This window comes from Paenibacillus sp. URB8-2 (genome assembly GCF_013393385.1).
Classification (GTDB): Bacteria; Bacillota; Bacilli; order Paenibacillales; family Paenibacillaceae; genus Paenibacillus_AQ.
The window spans coordinates 4,734,800-4,750,860 of the sequence record NZ_AP023239.1 but is presented as its reverse complement, the minus strand read 5'-3'; the positions used below and the strand labels follow the sequence as shown (position 1 = coordinate 4,750,860).

The following is a 16,061-nucleotide window of genomic DNA, read 5'->3' as shown; positions in this document are numbered from 1 at the left end:
TCTGGAGAGTGGATTATTGTTAGGCGACTGGCGTATTTTTGTTCGAATAAGGCTCTAAAGGAGAGATTCGCATGATTCAGATTGCAAAATATTGGGAAACCCTGGATGTACTGCAGGTCAATCGGGAACTCCCACGGTCTTACTACATTCCCTATGGGAATGCAAATGCGGCAAAATCCCAAAAACGCGGGAGCTCGCCCTTTTATCAGACCTTAAACGGTAGCTGGAAATTTCAATACTATCCAAGCGTGAAGCAGGTGCGTGATGAATTTTACAGGGAGGATACGGATGTCAGCGGTTGGGAGGATTTGACCGTTCCATCTTGCTGGCAGGTAAACGGCTATGATCAATGCCATTATACGAACGTCAACTATCCGTTTCCTTGTGATCCTCCTTACGTCCCGAATGAAAATCCGGCAGGATTATATGTCAGGGAATTCAAAGTCTCCGAGAACTGGAACGGAAAAGACAAGTATATCGTATTTGAAGGAGTCAATTCTTGTTTGTATCTATGGGTCAACGGCACTTTTGTCGGTTACAGCCAAGGAAGCCGCATGCCGGCTGAATTCAATATTACCCCGCATGTTCGGAACGGAAAAAACCGTATCGCCGTCATGGTACTTAAATGGTGCGATGGAGCTTATCTGGAGGACCAGGACCTGTGGAGATTTTCGGGGATATTTCGGGATGTGTATTTGTTGGCGCGGAATCCAAACAGGATTCGGGATGTATTTAACCGGCAGGAGCTCTCCGCGGATTTCCAGACGGCACGTTTGAAGTGCGAAATCGAAACCCATGGGGCGCTAGAGGTTCGAGCGGAATTGAAGGATGCGCAGGGAAGCCTGATCAGCGAACGAATTGCCGTAATGCTTGGCCAGGGAGTTATTGAGTTTGAAGTGCCCAATCCGAAGCTCTGGAACGCCGAAGCTCCTTATATGTACAGCCTTTACCTTTATTCCGGGGATGAGGTACTGTTATTCCGCGTCGGCTTCAGAAAAGTCGAGATCGTGGACGGCGTCTTTAGGATCAACGGAAAAGCGGTGAAGCTTAAGGGAGTCAACCGCCATGATTCCCATCCCGAGCTAGGGCAAACGATCCCTCTGAACCATATGATCAAAGATCTCATCCTTATGAAGAAACATAACATCAATACGATCCGCACCTCCCATTATCCCAATGACCCTCGATTCTTGGCGCTCTGTGACGAGTTCGGATTTTACGTCATTGATGAAGCGGATCTGGAGTGCCACGGCGTTCTGCGTGCAGGGGATTATCATATGCTCACGAAAAATCCGGATTGGGAGCATGCTTTCGTGGAACGGGCCGTACGCATGGTGGAACGGGATAAAAATTATGCTTGTATCATCATGTGGTCAATGGGCAATGAATCGGGCTATGACGTGAATCATATGGCAATGGCTCGATGGACGAAAAGCCGGGATTCCTCGAGGCCGGTCCATTACGAGGGGGTAGACCCGAGGCATAAGGGCAGCCCGAACACAGAATTGATCGATGTAGAAGGACGCATGTACACCTCCGTGGAAGGGATTGAGCTTTATGCGAAGGACGAGAACAGCGCCAAGCCGATGTTTCTATGCGAGTACAGTCATGCCATGGGGAATGGCCCCGGAGATTTGAAGGACTACTGGGACGTTATTTACAAATATCCAAAGCTAATGGGCGGCTGCGTATGGGAATGGTGTGATCATGGTATTCGAACCAGGACGCCGGATGGAACACCTTACTTCGCTTATGGCGGAGACTTCGGAGATCATCCGAGCGACGGGAATTTCTGTATTGACGGCCTCGTTGCTCCGGATCGGAAGCCGCATCCGGGTCTTCTCGAATTAAAGAAGGTGATTGCTCCCATTCGGATTGAAGCGAAGGAACTGGAGCACGGCACGTTTCAAATCGTCAATCTATATGATTTTATCGACTTATCGCATATTGGATTGTTCTGGAAGCTGGAGAAGGACGGGAAAACTGCGGATCAGGGGGAAATCCCGGAACTCCATGCAAGACCCCATACATCAGAAGCGATAACGATTCCGTATCAATGGGACAGAACGGTTCAAGGACGTTATTACTTGACGATATCGTTCCGCTTAAAGAGGGAGACCCGGTGGGCGGATGCCGGATATGAACTATCGTTTGAACAGTTCGAGCTTCCTGGGGTGGCGGCCGGCGAGTGGGAAGTGAAGGGTGTTCCGGCGATTCATTTGGAACGGAAAGACGAGAAACTGATCATTGAAGGCTTTGACTTCCGCCATGTGTTCGATCTGTATGACGGGGTCTTTCAGACCATTTCCAAACATGGACAGAATATGATTCAATCGACTCCGCAGTTCACCATCTGGCGGGCTCCGACCGACAACGACCGAAAAATCAAGCGGGTATGGACAGAGTTAGGATACGAAAGTGCGGTTATGCACGTGTATCGTTCGGAAATTCTGAATCAGTCGGAAACCAGTGTGGACATAGCCGTCCATTTTTCCTTAGGAGCGGCGATCAAACCACCGATACTTCACGGCGAAGCCCTTTGGCGGGTGGACGGAACGGGACGTATTTCGCTCGATGTTCAAGTGAAAGTCCGGGAAGGACTCACATTCTTGCCGCGCTTCGGTCTTAAACTGACGATGCCCCGCGGATCAGAGGAAGTCGAGTACTTCGGCCTTGGACCTCACGAAAGCTATATCGATAAGCGGCAAAGTGTAAGGAAGGGGAGCTATCTACTCACCGTCGACGATATGTTCCAAAATTACATCATGCCTCAAGAGAGCGGGTCCCGGTACGGCACGGAATGGGCCATCGTATCGAACGAGCTGGGCATGGGTTTGAAGTTTACGTCCGAAGATGCCTTCTCTTTCAACGCTTCCCATTATTCCGCGGAGGATTTAACCTCGGCTATGCATTCCTACGAATTACAGAAGAGGGAAGAAACTTTCGTTCATCTCGATTATAAAATGAGCGGGGTAGGCTCCAATTCATGCGGACCGGAGCTGCTTGAGCCGTACCAGTTAAACGAAAAGGAATTCCGTTTTAGACTTGGGATTATGCCTGTTTTTAAAGAGGATGAGGAATAACGGCAAGCGGGATAGAGTATGATCAAGAACAAATAAGCGCCCTCTACCTTTACACAGGTTCAGGCGCTTATTTTTTAAAATATCAGAAAGTATAAGCTTCGCGCTTATCCTTAACCTGATATTTTTACGAGAAACGGATGCCTTCCTCTTCCAGAGGACGGCGAAGCCGTTTCTTCTTATTTCACTTGGATCTCCGATAGAGAATGGATTAAAAAGTCCGCATGCGGAGACAAATCCTTTTCCGAACCTTCGTACGTAATGAGGCCGATTCCGATGCTTCCGGCAGCTTTCGCCATTTGGACGTCCGCCACGGAATCACCGACAATGGCCAGCTCCCCGGGTGAAATCTTCAGCATCGCGCAAGCTTTAGACACCATTTCCGGGTCCGGTTTTCCTTTGCTTACTTGCTCGGGGGTTATGACAAAGTCCAGCACATGATCGACTTTCAGCATCTGCATGAGCCGTGATGTGCGTTCGTAAGCATCCGATGTCATGATTCCGACGGAGATCCCTTGGGAATGCAAATGATGAAAAATATCAGGCACGTTATCCGTCGAGTGGAAAGCATGCTCCAATTGAAGTTGCCGGTCGGCGTTCGCGAAAATTTGCTGCGCCTTTTGCTTGCATTCGAACCAGGACCATCCCTTCAGACGATAAAGGAGCCCCGCAGTCAGAATGATTTCCTCCAGCGTCGTGGCTACCGCCAGCACCCCGGTGTAGTCAATGCGATCCGGTTGCGCAAAGCCCATCATAGCGCTCCAGTCATCAGCGTATTCAGGACCTGTGAGACGTGTAAATTCGCTCATCCTCAATTCATCGATATAAGACCAGAATTTCAGCGAATCGAACAAGGTACCGTCTTTATCGAAAGCTACCGCCCGAACATGTAAGATTTCGGAACCAACCCATATTTTTTTGCTATCCTGCATCTAAACTCATGCCTCCTTATGCTACTTGATGTGTATCTGCAAATGTTGCTCGATGCGTTCGTTATCTCCACTGCGGATCAATTGAAGCAATTCGCGGTGTTCTTCCACTACGGTCTGCAAGGAAGAATGGCTGTAACCCTGAATCAGAAAACGCGCGTGGAGCTTGCCGGAGATGCTGTTCCAGATGCGGAACATGGCGGGCGAAACACAGCGTTCTACAATTCGTTCATGAAATTTCAGATCCAGATCCGAGAGACGGTCCAGATCATCCTGATTGCTCGCTTCCTGCATACTCAGAATAATGTTGTCCAAATAGGCAAAATCGTCGGCTGTCAGCACGCTGACAGCCTTCTGTGCCGCAAACAATTCAAAATTGCGCCGGGTAGGCACGAGCAAATGAATGACTTCCTCTTCGGAAAGGTCAACAACGACTGTCTCCCGGTAAGGATGGGAAATGACCAGGCCTTCTTGTTCCAAAATTCGGATCGCCTCGCGAATCGGACCGCGGCTGACGTTCATCTGCTTGGAGATTTCCACCTCGCGCAATCGGGCCCCCGGTTCGAGATGCCCCTTGATAATGGCTTCGCGAATTTCCTGGTAAACAAATTGACGCAAAGAAACAGTATCATTTTTTTTAAACTGAAAGTTTTCTAAATCATTGGGATTTGTCATAAGAATCTCCGATCTGATTATTGTCTACAAAAAACAATTTACTTGTTTTAGTAAAATGCTGTCAACCAGATTAATTACTATGTGAGTTAATTACCCTGTGAGCAGTGATAAGCTTATTATACACCGAAATAGATTGTTGACAATCTACAAATGACACTTTATATTATTGTCATGAAACATCACATTCAGCAGGAGGAGATATGACGTGAAAATCACAAGAGTCGAAGCAATCCCCGTAAGACAAGGCAATACAATTGAATTAATCAATGATAGCGCCCAGGATGGAATCATTATCAAAGTCCACACGGACGAAGGAATTACCGGGATTGGCGAAGTGGATTCGGCTCCGTGGGTGGTCAAATCGATTATCGATACGCCTTCCTCCCACCGTATTTGCCAAGGGCTCGGAGAAATGCTCATCGGAGAGAATCCATTCGAAATCGAACGCATCTGGGAGAAGCTGTATGTTGGAAGCACGTTCTATGGTAGAAGGGGAGTCGTCATCCATGCCATCAGCGGGATCGATATCGCATTGTGGGATATTATGGGCAAGGCGCTCAATCTGCCGGTGTACAAGCTGCTTGGAGGCGCGCAGCGCGGCAAGGTCCGGGCATATGCAAGCACGCTGATGCCTTATACCCCGCAGGAAGCCTATGACGAAACGAAGAAGTGGGTCGAGCAGGGCTATACGGCGATCAAATTGGGTTGGGGCGGATTCGAGCAGGGTAACCGGGAGATTGTAGAATTGGTAAAAGCGTCCCGCGAAGCGGCGGGCCCGAACATCGATTTGTTGTTCGATCTCGGCTTTATTCCGTCCGACGACCACCCAATCGACGCCGCCTCGCGCATGGCGCTCGTCAAAGAGCTTGAGCCTTTCGCTCCTTACTGGATCGAAGAACCGCTCTTCGCCGACGATTACGAAGGTTACCGCAAATTGGCGGAATCAACCTCCATCCGCATCGCCGGAGGAGAAAATGAAACGACGCGCTACGGCTTCAAAGAACTGATCGAGCAAGGCGGAGTCGATATTGTCCAGCCGGATGTGACCCGCTGCGGAGGACTCAGCGAAGCGAAGCGAATTGCCCAGCTTGCTCATGCGCATCATATTACCTGTGTGCCCCATGCCTGGAGCAGCGGAATCGTTATTGCCGCTTCCCTGCATTTGGTCACGGCGATACCGAACGGCGCCTTACTGGAATACTGTGTAGCTGAGACGCCGATCCGTCAGGAAATGCTGCTCAGCGACGTTACAGTCAAGGACGGGTACGCCGAAATTACCGACAAGCCCGGTTTGGGCGTCGAGTTGAATGAAGAAGCGCTGGAAAAATACCGCTGCGACCGTTAGAACCAGGAGCTTATTTTACGGAACAGTCGATTGAAAGCCAGGATGCCAATGGAGGAGATCGAATGGCGGGCATGATGAGAGCACTTATATGGGAAGGGGAAGGGATTCTAGCTCTAAAAGAGGTCCCGATTCCTGAGATTAGTCCCACCGAGGCACTGATCCGTGTAAGCTATACCGGTGTCTGTGCCACGGATGTTGAAATTATAAATGGCAAGTTCCCCTATTCCCCGCCTTATATATTAGGCCATGAAATAACCGGGAAAGTGATTGAGACAGGCAGCAATGTCAAAGAATTGAAAGAGGGAGACCGAGTCGTAATTGATCCGGGGGTGCCTTGCGGCGAATGCTTTTTTTGCAAATCTTCACAGCCGGAATTTTGCGCGAATTATTGTGAGCTCGGGATCAACGAAAACGGCGGATGGGCCGATTATGTCAGGGTTCCGGCAAAAAGCGCACATAAAATTCCGGTTGAAATGAGCGATGTTTCGGCTGCAATTTTCGAACCCATGGCATGTCCCTTTGGAGCTGTGGACAACGCAGGCCTCCTGCCAGGGGAACATGTGCTCATTTACGGAGACGGTCCCGCCGCCTTGTATTTTACACAAATCGTCAAAATGATGGGAGCCGGACGTGTCAGCGTAGTTTACAAGCTTCCGGAGCGCGCGGAATTACTTCAAAGATTCGGAGCAGACGACCTGATCCCATTCGACGGGCAGGCCGCCGCGCTCAAAGAGCATCCGAGCATACGTGATAGGGGTGGCTTTCAATTGGTCATCGACGCCGTCGGTTTGTCGAATACCGTGAAAGATGCGGTTCGATATGCCAGCACGGGCGGAAGGATTATCTTGTACGGTTTTAATGATAGTCATACCGACCATTTTCCGCACAGAGAAATCATTTTTAAAGGCATCCGTATTTTCGGTCGGACCAATTCTCCTGCTGTCTGGTCCAGAGCGATCGAATGTGTGGCGCGTAATCAAATCGTGTTGAATCCATTGGTCGAACGGGTGGTATCTCCGGAAGAGGCGAAAGAGATTCTGCTTGCCGGCAACCTTAACGGTCTAAAGACAATCATTTGCTGGGCAGATTAATAAAGGGAGGAAGAACATGAAACTGAAACATGTACTGATTGTTCTGATATCTGTAGTCATTCTGGTTGGGCTCAGCGGATGTGGCGGCAACACAAGCTCCACAAATTCAGGCGCCGGAACGGCAAGCTCTGCTGCTCCTGCAAATGGCGGCGAGGATCTGGCGAAGTTCAAAGGTGAAACGATTAATGTGCTGTCCTGGGAAGGATATCAGGAAGATGAATGGGTGAAGCCTTTTGAACAAAAATACGGCGTAACCGTTAAAGTCACTTATGCCGGCAGCGTTGATGAAATGTTCGCCAAAGCAGCGTCCGGTTCTGTAAAATACGACCTGATTTTCATGGATGGCGGGTCCGTGAACCGTTACTACAAAATGAATTTGATTCAACCGATTGACTTGGCGAAGCTCACGAATACAAATCAGCTAATCGCAAATATGAAGTCGCTCAACGATAAGCACGTAGTAAAGGACGGAAAGACCTTTGCGGTTCCGTTTGCCTGGGGTTCGCTGCCTATGATGGTGAACGCGGATAAAATCAAAGAACCGATTGACTCCTGGAGCGCATTATGGGATCCGAAGTACAGCGGAAAGATCGTTACCCTGGACGATGCGGCCAATCAAACGGCAATGACAGCGATGCTTCTTGGCTTCGAAGATCCGTATAACCTGACGGACGAGCAGATGGAACAAGTGAAGAGCAAATTGCTCGAACAGAAACCGCTGGTTCGTACCTATTACGCCGGCTTTGAAGACGGAAAAAATCTGATGGCAAGCGACGAAGGCTGGATCGGCTTCTCTATGGGACCGACGATGATTACAGATCTTCAAAAAGAAGGAAAGAATATCGTGGAAGTGATTCCGAAAGAAGGAGCTTTGGTGTGGATTGACAATGCGGTCATCGGCAAGGATGCCAAAGATCCCGAACTGGTCCACATATATATCGATTATCTGATTTCGTCGGAAGTTCAGGCGCAGCTGATCAAGAAGACGAGCTACGGCGGGGTGAATGCCGACTCGGCAAACAAGCTGACCGACGAGGAGAAAAAGGTTTCGCATATGGATGATCCGAATTATTTCAACAATCTTGTGTACGTAGCCTTCCCGGAAAGCTTTGAAAAACGCGTGAAGCTGTGGAATGAAGTCAAAGCGGCTCAATAACCGAATCATCTGCATGGAAGGGTGCGGCTTAGCGGCCGCAGCCTTGCTTTGGAAAGGAGAGACCTCATGATCAATCAAGAACAGGCTGTAGTGGAGCTGCGCCAGGTATCGAAACGATTTGGCAATTACGAGGCAATCAAAGATTTAAACTTGTCGATCAGAAGAGGGGAATTTTTTTCCATTGTAGGACCGAGCGGTTGCGGTAAAACGACAACGCTGAAAATGATAGCGGGATTTGATCATGCGACCGAGGGGGCGGTGTATCTATCCGGAACCTCGGCTAACCATATTCCTCCCTACAAGCGGAATGTGAACACCGTGTTTCAAAACTATGCCCTTTTTCCCCATATGACAGTCTATGACAACGTGGCTTATCCTCTAAAACTCAGGAAGGTGCCGAAGAATGAGATTCGTTCCAGAGTGATCGAAAGCTTGAAGATGGTAAGTATGGACCCGTTTCTTGACCGTTCTCCGAATCAGCTCAGCGGCGGACAGAAGCAGCGTGTCGCGTTAGCCCGGGCACTCATTTCCAAACCGGAAGTTCTGCTGCTGGATGAGCCGCTTTCCGCGCTCGATTTTCATCTAAGGCAAGAAATGCAGCGGGTGCTGAAGCATCTGCAAAGGGAAGTGGACATCACTTTCGTGTACATCACGCATGATCAGGGGGAAGCGCTGAGCCTGTCGGACCGTATTGCCGTAATGAAGAACGGCGTGCTGCATCAAGTGGGTTCGCCAGAGGAGATTTACGAAATGCCCCAAACGAGCTTTGTTGCCGGTTTTATCGGAAAATCTAATCTGATTAAAGGAAGAATGGAAGGGCCAACCCGCTTTGTGAGTGACGCCGGGCTTCAAGCGATGACAAATGAGGCTTCGAATCTCTCGGGAGAGCCGCATGTTTACATTTCGGTCCGTCCGGAGAAGCTCCGAATCTCCAAAGACGATGAACGGTATGTTAACCGTCTCAGCGCGGTCTTCGTGGAAGAAACCTATTATGGTGCGGATAGAGAGTTGACGTTTAGAGAGGCTGGAGGAACACATATTCTGATGAAGCAGCAGAAGGACGACGGGAACGTGAAATTCTCTGAGGGAGAGAGCGTGGATCTGTTCTTCCGTCCGGAGGATGCGGTTATAGTCAAAGAGTGGGGGAGCTAAGATGTACGGGAAAAACCTGATGCTGATTATGATTTCCATATGGGTACTCTTGTTCATCGTCCTGCCTGTTTCTGCGATGCTGCTGTTCAGCTTCTGGAGTATTGATAATTTCCAGATCGTTCACAGCCTTAGTATTCAAAATTATTCGAAAATTTTCCAGGATCCGATATACTTGTCATTGCTTTGGAAAACGATCAAGCTGGCTTTGATTGTCGCGGTGCTGTCGGCGCTTATAAGCTATCCGTTGGCATTGTTCGTCAATCACCGGAGAGGAACCATAAAGACGATCCTGTTTCTTGGGGTGCTGGCTCCGTTGTGGGTGGGGTATTTAGTGCGGATCTATTCCTGGAGGTCGATTTTGGGAGAATCCGGGTTCATTAACTCGCTCTTGGTAATGACAGGGATTTTAAAACAGCCTTCCTCGTCGCTGTTGTTCAACAGCTCCGCGGTCGTCATCACGATGCTGTGCATCGCGATACCGTTCACTTTTATCCCGATCTATAGTGCCATCGAGAAAATTCCCGGCAATCTGCTGCAGGCCGCGGCAGATTTGGGAGCAGGCGGATCAAGGGCATTCTGGACAGTTGTCTTTCCCCTCAGTATGCCGGGTGTCGTGACGGGGTTTATGTTCGCCTTCATTACCTCGTTCGGAGACTACATGACACCCTCGCTGGTCGGAGGCACGTCGGGAATTATGTATGGAAACATGATTCAAACGCAATTCGGCAACAGTTATAACTGGCCGCTCGGCGCTGCGCTTTCGATGATTATGCTGCTGTTCCTATTGTTGGTCATTGCGGCAGCGCGCAAAATCGGGAACGTACAGGCAATCTTTGAGGAGTAAGGAGGCTGTTCATGAAGTATTTGAAATATGTGGGGGCGCTACTATTTGCGTTCATCGTATACACCTTCTTGTATCTTCCGATTCTGGTGACGATCCTGTTCTCCTTCAATGAATCGAAAGTCCAGGTGCTCCCGATCAAGAAGCTGACATTCGATTGGTACAGGGGGTTGTTCTCGAATACGGAGCTCTGGGTTGCCGCGAAAAACAGTTTGATAGTTAGCCTGCCTGCCACGCTGTGCGCAATTGTATTTGGTACACTGGCGGCCTACTTGTTTCAGCGATACCGGATACGCGGGGGATCATTCCTGCAATTTTTGATTCTTCTTCCTTACATTTTGCCGGGAATTATTATTGGGACCTCGCTCAATCTGCTGTTCAAGTTTCTGCAGGTGGATGCTTCTCTGATGACTGTCATTATCGGGCATATCACGTTTATCACACCGGTTGTAATGTTTCTGGTTATGGACCGTTTGAAAAGATTTGATCGAAATCTGGAGTTTGCATCTATGGATCTGGGCGCCTCGCCGATGCGGACCTTTCTGCTCATTACACTCCCGAATATCAAAGGCGCGGTGCTGGCCGGAGCGCTGCTCGGGCTGACGATTTCGTTCGACGAAGTTATTGTATCCTTCTTTCTGATTGGAACGGACAATACCCTGCCTATGCTCATCTGGTCCATGATCCGTCACGGCTATTCGCCGCAGATTAATGCGGTCTATACGTTGATCGTCTTATTCTCGTTAGGCTTAATCGCGATCGCGGGCAGCAGACTGTTTGCGCAGCGGAATTCGAAGGCTATTACTGAGGAATAACTTGCGAGGGGTTCATAATGGCAGAGCTATGCGTGCGGCCCATTATTTATGGGAACTATGGAAAATGTGTGGAAGTTACAAATGGCACGATAAGCCTCGTCGCAACGGTAGAGTTCGGACCGAGAATTATCCATTTTGGCTTTACTGGCGGCGATAATGTATTCTTTGAAGATACCGAGCGGCAGTTTAAAGAAACAGGCGAGAATTTCTCGGTTGTCGGCGGAGGAGAATGGCATATTTACGGAGGACATCGGCTGTGGACGAGCCCGGAGTCTGTCCCCCGAACGACATACCCGGATAATGGACCCGTGCGGTGGCGGAAGGCCGGAAATGGCATTGTGCTGACTCCTGATGCGGAAACCTGGACCCATATGCAAAAAGAGATTGAGGTTCAAATGAATCCCGATAATGGTGAAGTTACGATTCATCACCGTATTACCAATATGGGGGCCTGGCCTGTCATGTTTGCACCCTGGGCCTTGTCCGTCATGGCTGCGGGCGGTAAAGCGATCATTCCCCAGGCCAAACGAGAGACGCTCACTCTGCCAAACCGGGTGCTTGCTTTATGGCCCGAAAGTCAAATGAACGACCACCGTGTCTATTGGGGTGAACGTTATATCCTGCTGCAGCAAGATGAAACAGCGAAACCTTTTAAATTCGGAACGAATAATGAAGAGGGCTGGGCTGCCTATTTCAACAAGGGCCATTTATTCATCAAAACTTACCATCACAACGTGCATGCGGTTTATCCGGATTATGGCGTTTCGTTTGAATGCTATACGAATCACCTTTTTCTGGAACTAGAAACGCTCGGTGAATTAAAGACCGTAGAACCGCAAGAAACTGTATGGCATTCAGAGAATTGGAAGCTGATTAGCAATGCAAACTTTTCCATGGACAATGAAAACGAGTTGGAATCGGCGATCCGTCCGTATCTGAACAATTAATAGAACAATATCCAGAATCAAAAATCGAAGCCTGCCATAACCTGCCGCAAACCGCAAGCGCAAATGCCGTATGACGGCTAAGCCCATGTGCGAAAGTGGCAGGTTTTATTGTCGCGTTCTTAACTGGAGATCCTCCATTTCATCCGCGGCGAGGATTGTCGGAAAATGCACAATTTAGTTTACATTCATATTCACTTTAGTGTGTATAAATATTGCTTTTTTTCTACTCGTTTTGAATTTATCAAGTTAAATAATGGATAATTATCTCTTAAATAACCATGATTTTTTGTTTGTTTAAAACTATGTAAACATTGAGTATGCATTTATGTTGTCAATTGAACAATTTTTTATTTACAAATATCTATTGACTAGTGGTGAAGTATTTGGTAAATTGTAAATGCAGGAAGGAAATATGCAACAATGAAAGCCCTTTAATTGCTCTCTTGCTGCATCAAATATAACTTTACAAGAATGGAGGTAAAGGCATTGCAAAACTCAGTAGAAGTGGATTACAGAAAAACGGTGATAAAACAAAAGAGCTCCATGTTTGAATATGTGAAGAAGAATTACTTTCTTTATTTATTGCTCGCACCGGCTCTGATCCTGACCCTTATTTTTAAATACGGTCCTATGTATGGTGCAATTATTGCCTTTAAAGATTTCAGCCCGATCAAAGGAATTATGGGAAGTGATTGGGTAGGTTTTTATAACTTCGAGAAATTCCTGTCTTCCCCCAATTTTTCAGTTATTTTTATGAATACGCTTAAATTAAGTTTTTTCGGTTTGATTCTGAGCTTCCCCGTTCCAATTTTGCTTGCCTTGATGTTGAATCAGGTGCGCAGGGCTGGGGTCAAAAAGAACATACAATTGTTACTGTATGCACCTAACTTCATTTCCGTCGTCGTCGTGTGCGGGATGTTGTTTATCTTCTTATCCCCGGCAGGACCAATCAACCAACTCTTTAGCTGGATTACAGATGAACCGATTATGTTCATGTCTCGTCCTGAATACTTCCGCTGGATCTATATTCTTTCGGATATTTGGACGGGTGCGGGCTGGGCCTCGATTATCTATGTGGCAGCTCTTGCCAACGTTGATCCAGAGTTACATAATGCAGCAAATCTGGATGGTGCCAATCTTCTTCAAAGGATACGTCATATTGATCTTCCAACCATTCGTCCGATTATGGCCATTGTCTTTATCCTTGCTGCGGGCGGCATCATGTCGATTGGATTTGAAAAGGCCTATCTATTGCAAACGACAACGAACCTGCCTGCAGCTGAGATTATTCCGACTTATGTTTACAAAATTGGTTTGCAGTCCGGCGACTACGCATACTCAGCCGCAGTAGGGTTGTTTAACTCTCTCATCAACGTCATTTTGCTCATCACGGTTAATTTTATTGTGAAAAGACTGAACGAGGGCGAAGGTCTTTATTAAGAAAGGATGTTACTTAAGAAAGGAGTCACAAGTCATGTTTATCAAACATTCGAGGTTGGACCGCTTTGTTCTCATACTGAATACCACCTTTTTGATACTGGCCGTACTGATGGTGGTGCTTCCGCTCATTTATGTGGTCATTGCATCCTTAATGGATCCGTCGGTACTGCTCAGCCAAGGATTATCGTTCAAAATCTCGGACTGGTCATTTGAAGGATATCAAAAGATTCTTTCCAATCCGGCCATGATCCGAGGTTTTGGAAACGCTGTATTTTACGCTTCTTCATTTGCTATTCTTACCGTCCTGGTCTCTATATGTGCAGGATATGCCCTGTCGGATGACAGGCTAAAAGGCAAAAGTATTTTTATGACCTTGTTCATCATTACGATGTTCTTTGGAGGAGGACTTGTTCCAACTTACCTGCTGGTCAAGAATCTGGGTCTTCTAAATACGCCTTGGGCTGTGATCATACCTGGAGCGGTCAACGTATGGAACATAATTTTGTCCAGAACCTTCTTCAAAGGAGTGCCTAATGAACTGAGGGAAGCAGCCAATGTGGATGGGGCGTCGGAGATGAGGATATTCCTCAGCATTGTATTGCCGCTCTCCAAACCGATTATCTTCGTGCTTGCTCTTTATGCCTTTGTTGGCCAGTGGAATTCCTACTTTGATGCCATGATCTATTTGGATAATCCGAACCTTCATCCGCTGCAGCTCGTTCTGCGTTCTATCCTGATTCAGAATCAGGTTGATCCAAGTATGATCAGTGATCAGCTCGCCATGGCGGAAATGAAACGATTGTCCGAAATCATCAAATATGCTGCGATTGTTATTTCCAGTTTGCCTCTTCTTATTATGTATCCGTTCTTTCAAAAGTATTTTGAAAAGGGTGTCATGGTCGGTTCCCTTAAATAGGAAACGAACTGCACATAGATGGAATATATTCATTCTAATTTGGAGGTCATATCCTATGAAAAGATTAAAAAAGTCAAGAGTCTTGGCAAAAGCAGCTTCCGCCTCTATACTTGCTTCTCTGGTGTTCCTTACTGCATGCAGTAGCGGAGGGGGAGGGAATGCATCTAGTAAAGAACAGGATCCAAACGGTAAAGTAACCCTAAATATTATTACGCAAAGCTCCCCGCTGGCACCAGCCGATCCAAATGAAAAGCTGATCAATAAACGTCTCGAAGAAAAAACGAATGTTCATATTAATTGGAAAAACTTCACCAGAGACGTGTTTGTGGAAAAAAGAAACTTGGCCGTCGCAAGCGGCGATCTTCCCGATGCTATTTTCAATGCAGACTACAGCGATTATGAGCTGCTCAAACTCGCTAAAGATGGTGCCATCATTCCGCTTAATGATCTGATCGAGAAGGATATGCCCAACTTTAAAAAAGTGCTGGAAGAAGCCCCTGAATACAAGAGCATGATTACGGCGCCGGACGGAAAGATTTATGGTTTCCCTTGGATTGAAGAGCTGGGCAGTGGAAAAGAAAGAATTCAGGCTGTAGACAGCATGCCTTGGATCAATGTGGAATGGCTCAAGAAGCTTGGACTTGAAATGCCGAAAACAACGGAAGAACTGAAGAAAGTGTTGATCGCGTTCAAGACAAAAGATCCGAATGGCAACGGTAAGGCGGATGAAATTCCTTTGTCCTTTATTAACAAGCCGGGAGCAGAAGATCTGACCTACCTCTTTGCTGCTTTCGGACTGGGAGAGAATCCCGACCATGCGGTCGTAAGCAATGATGGCAAAGTGATATTTACGCCGGCGGAGGAAGGCTATAAAAACGCTGTTTCCTATATCAATGAGCTTTATAAAGAAGGACTCATTGATATTGAAGCTTATACGCAGGACTGGAGTACTTACCTTGCCAAAGGGAAGGATCAAAAATACGGTCTGTACTTCTCCTGGGATAAGGCCAACATCTCCGGAGGAAACGATACTTATGATGTATTGCCGCCGCTCGCTGGTCCCGATGGTGAAATTAACGTAACAAGAACAAACGGCATTGGTCTTGGCCGCGGTAAAATGGTTGTTACGAGTGCAAATAAAAACCTGGATGCGACTGCGAAATGGGTGGATCAGCTGTATGAACCGGTTCAGTCCGTGCAGGACAACTGGGGAACCTACGGGGACACTACGCAGCAGAACATCTTTGAATTTGATGAAGCCAAAGGCATGCTGAAGCATCTGCCGCTCGAAGGCGCAGCTCCAGTTGAACTTCGTGAGAAAACAAGTGTCGGCGGGCCACTGGCTGTTCTTAATTCCTACTATGGTAAATACACGACCGTGCCGGATGACGCCAAAGGCAGAATGGATATTATCAAGAACATCATGGCTCCACACATGAAAGCGGATAACGTAATGCCAAGCGTATTCAATTCGATTGAAGAGCTTGACCGCCTCACGACGATTGAAGCGGACTTGTTCGCCTATGTGCTCAGAATGCGTACCGAATGGTACCAGAACGGCAAAGTGAATGAGCAGTGGGGAGATTATCAGAAAGAGCTGAAACGCCTCGGCTTGGATGAATGGCTGAAGATTAAACAGGACGGTTATGACAGAGCAACGAAATAAACGATAGA

13 protein-coding genes are annotated in these 16,061 nt (G+C 47.7%); 11 read left to right on the top strand and 2 right to left on the bottom strand.

All coding sequences use genetic code 11. The annotated features are described in order from the left end of the window. The first annotated feature begins 71 nt into the window (after nt 1-71). Nucleotides 72-3,083 carry a glycoside hydrolase family 2 TIM barrel-domain containing protein gene (locus tag PUR_RS21925; protein ID WP_179037093.1) on the top strand — a complete coding sequence of 1,004 codons (3,012 nt, stop codon included), beginning with the start codon at nt 72-74 and terminating at the stop codon, nt 3,081-3,083. Nucleotides 3,084-3,259: 176 nt separating this feature from the next. Here PUR_RS21925 and PUR_RS21920 read toward each other — a convergent pair whose 3' ends face one another. Together PUR_RS21920 and PUR_RS21915 are read right to left on the bottom strand one after the other, a co-directional pair. Beyond that, nucleotides 3,260-4,012, bottom strand: coding sequence for an HAD family hydrolase (locus tag PUR_RS21920; RefSeq protein ID WP_179037092.1), 753 nt, complete (start codon nt 4,010-4,012; stop codon nt 3,260-3,262). Between the two features lie 21 nt (nt 4,013-4,033). After that, the gene (locus PUR_RS21915; protein ID WP_179037091.1) at nt 4,034-4,627 is read right to left on the bottom strand and encodes a GntR family transcriptional regulator; all 594 of its coding nucleotides are present in this window, start codon (nt 4,625-4,627) and stop codon (nt 4,034-4,036) included. Nucleotides 4,628-4,889: 262 nt separating this feature from the next. On the opposite strand from PUR_RS21915, the gene PUR_RS21910 reads away from it, so the two are divergent. The 10 genes from PUR_RS21910 to PUR_RS21865 all read left to right on the top strand — a co-directional run bounded on the left by PUR_RS21910 (nt 4,890) and on the right by PUR_RS21865 (nt 16,053). Further along, nucleotides 4,890-6,029 (top strand): mandelate racemase/muconate lactonizing enzyme family protein, encoded by a 1,140-nt coding sequence (locus PUR_RS21910; RefSeq protein WP_179037090.1) that lies wholly within the window; start codon nt 4,890-4,892, stop codon nt 6,027-6,029. 62 nt (nt 6,030-6,091) lie between these two features. Next, the gene (locus tag PUR_RS21905; protein ID WP_179037089.1) at nt 6,092-7,120 is read left to right on the top strand and encodes a zinc-dependent alcohol dehydrogenase; all 1,029 of its coding nucleotides are present in this window, start codon (nt 6,092-6,094) and stop codon (nt 7,118-7,120) included. A 16-nt stretch (nt 7,121-7,136) separates the two neighbouring features. Continuing rightward, nucleotides 7,137-8,276: an ABC transporter substrate-binding protein gene (locus PUR_RS21900; RefSeq protein ID WP_179037088.1), complete on the top strand. Its 1,140-nt coding sequence runs from the start codon at nt 7,137-7,139 to the stop codon at nt 8,274-8,276. 66 nt (nt 8,277-8,342) lie between these two features. Continuing rightward, nucleotides 8,343-9,428 carry an ABC transporter ATP-binding protein gene (locus tag PUR_RS21895; protein ID WP_179037087.1) on the top strand — a complete coding sequence of 362 codons (1,086 nt, stop codon included), beginning with the start codon at nt 8,343-8,345 and terminating at the stop codon, nt 9,426-9,428. A 1-nt stretch (nt 9,429) separates the two neighbouring features. Continuing rightward, nucleotides 9,430-10,272, top strand: a complete 843-nt coding sequence (locus PUR_RS21890) for an ABC transporter permease (RefSeq protein ID WP_179037086.1) — start codon at nt 9,430-9,432, stop codon at nt 10,270-10,272. Between the two features lie 11 nt (nt 10,273-10,283). Beyond that, nucleotides 10,284-11,084 carry an ABC transporter permease gene (locus PUR_RS21885; protein WP_179037085.1) on the top strand — a complete coding sequence of 267 codons (801 nt, stop codon included), beginning with the start codon at nt 10,284-10,286 and terminating at the stop codon, nt 11,082-11,084. 17 nt (nt 11,085-11,101) lie between these two features. Further along, nucleotides 11,102-12,031: a hypothetical protein gene (locus tag PUR_RS21880; protein WP_179037084.1), complete on the top strand. Its 930-nt coding sequence runs from the start codon at nt 11,102-11,104 to the stop codon at nt 12,029-12,031. Between the two features lie 543 nt (nt 12,032-12,574). Beyond that, nucleotides 12,575-13,471: an ABC transporter permease gene (locus tag PUR_RS21875; protein WP_232101904.1), complete on the top strand. Its 897-nt coding sequence runs from the start codon at nt 12,575-12,577 to the stop codon at nt 13,469-13,471. Nucleotides 13,472-13,505: 34 nt separating this feature from the next. Next, a complete protein-coding gene (locus PUR_RS21870) occupies nt 13,506-14,387 on the top strand; it encodes a carbohydrate ABC transporter permease (protein ID WP_179037082.1) in 882 nt (293 codons plus the stop codon). A 55-nt stretch (nt 14,388-14,442) separates the two neighbouring features. Further along, on the top strand, nt 14,443-16,053 hold the full coding sequence (locus PUR_RS21865; protein ID WP_179038025.1) for an ABC transporter substrate-binding protein: 1,611 nt from the start codon (nt 14,443-14,445) through the stop codon (nt 16,051-16,053). Nucleotides 16,054-16,061 lie beyond the last annotated feature (8 nt).

Bases quoted from the DNA above. Each gene is read 5' to 3' on its own strand.
- PUR_RS21875 (WP_232101904.1), top strand. From the start codon at position 12,575: ATGTTTGAATATGTGAAGAAGAATTACTTTCTTTATTTATTGCTCGCA.
- PUR_RS21890 (WP_179037086.1), top strand. From the start codon at position 9,430: ATGTACGGGAAAAACCTGATGCTGATTATGATTTCCATATGGGTACTC.
- PUR_RS21895 (WP_179037087.1), top strand. From the start codon at position 8,343: ATGATCAATCAAGAACAGGCTGTAGTGGAGCTGCGCCAGGTATCGAAA.
- PUR_RS21870 (WP_179037082.1), top strand. From the start codon at position 13,506: ATGTTTATCAAACATTCGAGGTTGGACCGCTTTGTTCTCATACTGAAT.
- PUR_RS21900 (WP_179037088.1), top strand. From the start codon at position 7,137: ATGAAACTGAAACATGTACTGATTGTTCTGATATCTGTAGTCATTCTG.
- PUR_RS21920 (WP_179037092.1), bottom strand. From the start codon at position 4,012: ATGCAGGATAGCAAAAAAATATGGGTTGGTTCCGAAATCTTACATGTT.
- PUR_RS21880 (WP_179037084.1), top strand. From the start codon at position 11,102: ATGGCAGAGCTATGCGTGCGGCCCATTATTTATGGGAACTATGGAAAA.
- PUR_RS21925 (WP_179037093.1), top strand. From the start codon at position 72: ATGATTCAGATTGCAAAATATTGGGAAACCCTGGATGTACTGCAGGTC.
- PUR_RS21865 (WP_179038025.1), top strand. From the start codon at position 14,443: ATGAAAAGATTAAAAAAGTCAAGAGTCTTGGCAAAAGCAGCTTCCGCC.
- PUR_RS21885 (WP_179037085.1), top strand. From the start codon at position 10,284: ATGAAGTATTTGAAATATGTGGGGGCGCTACTATTTGCGTTCATCGTA.
- PUR_RS21905 (WP_179037089.1), top strand. From the start codon at position 6,092: ATGGCGGGCATGATGAGAGCACTTATATGGGAAGGGGAAGGGATTCTA.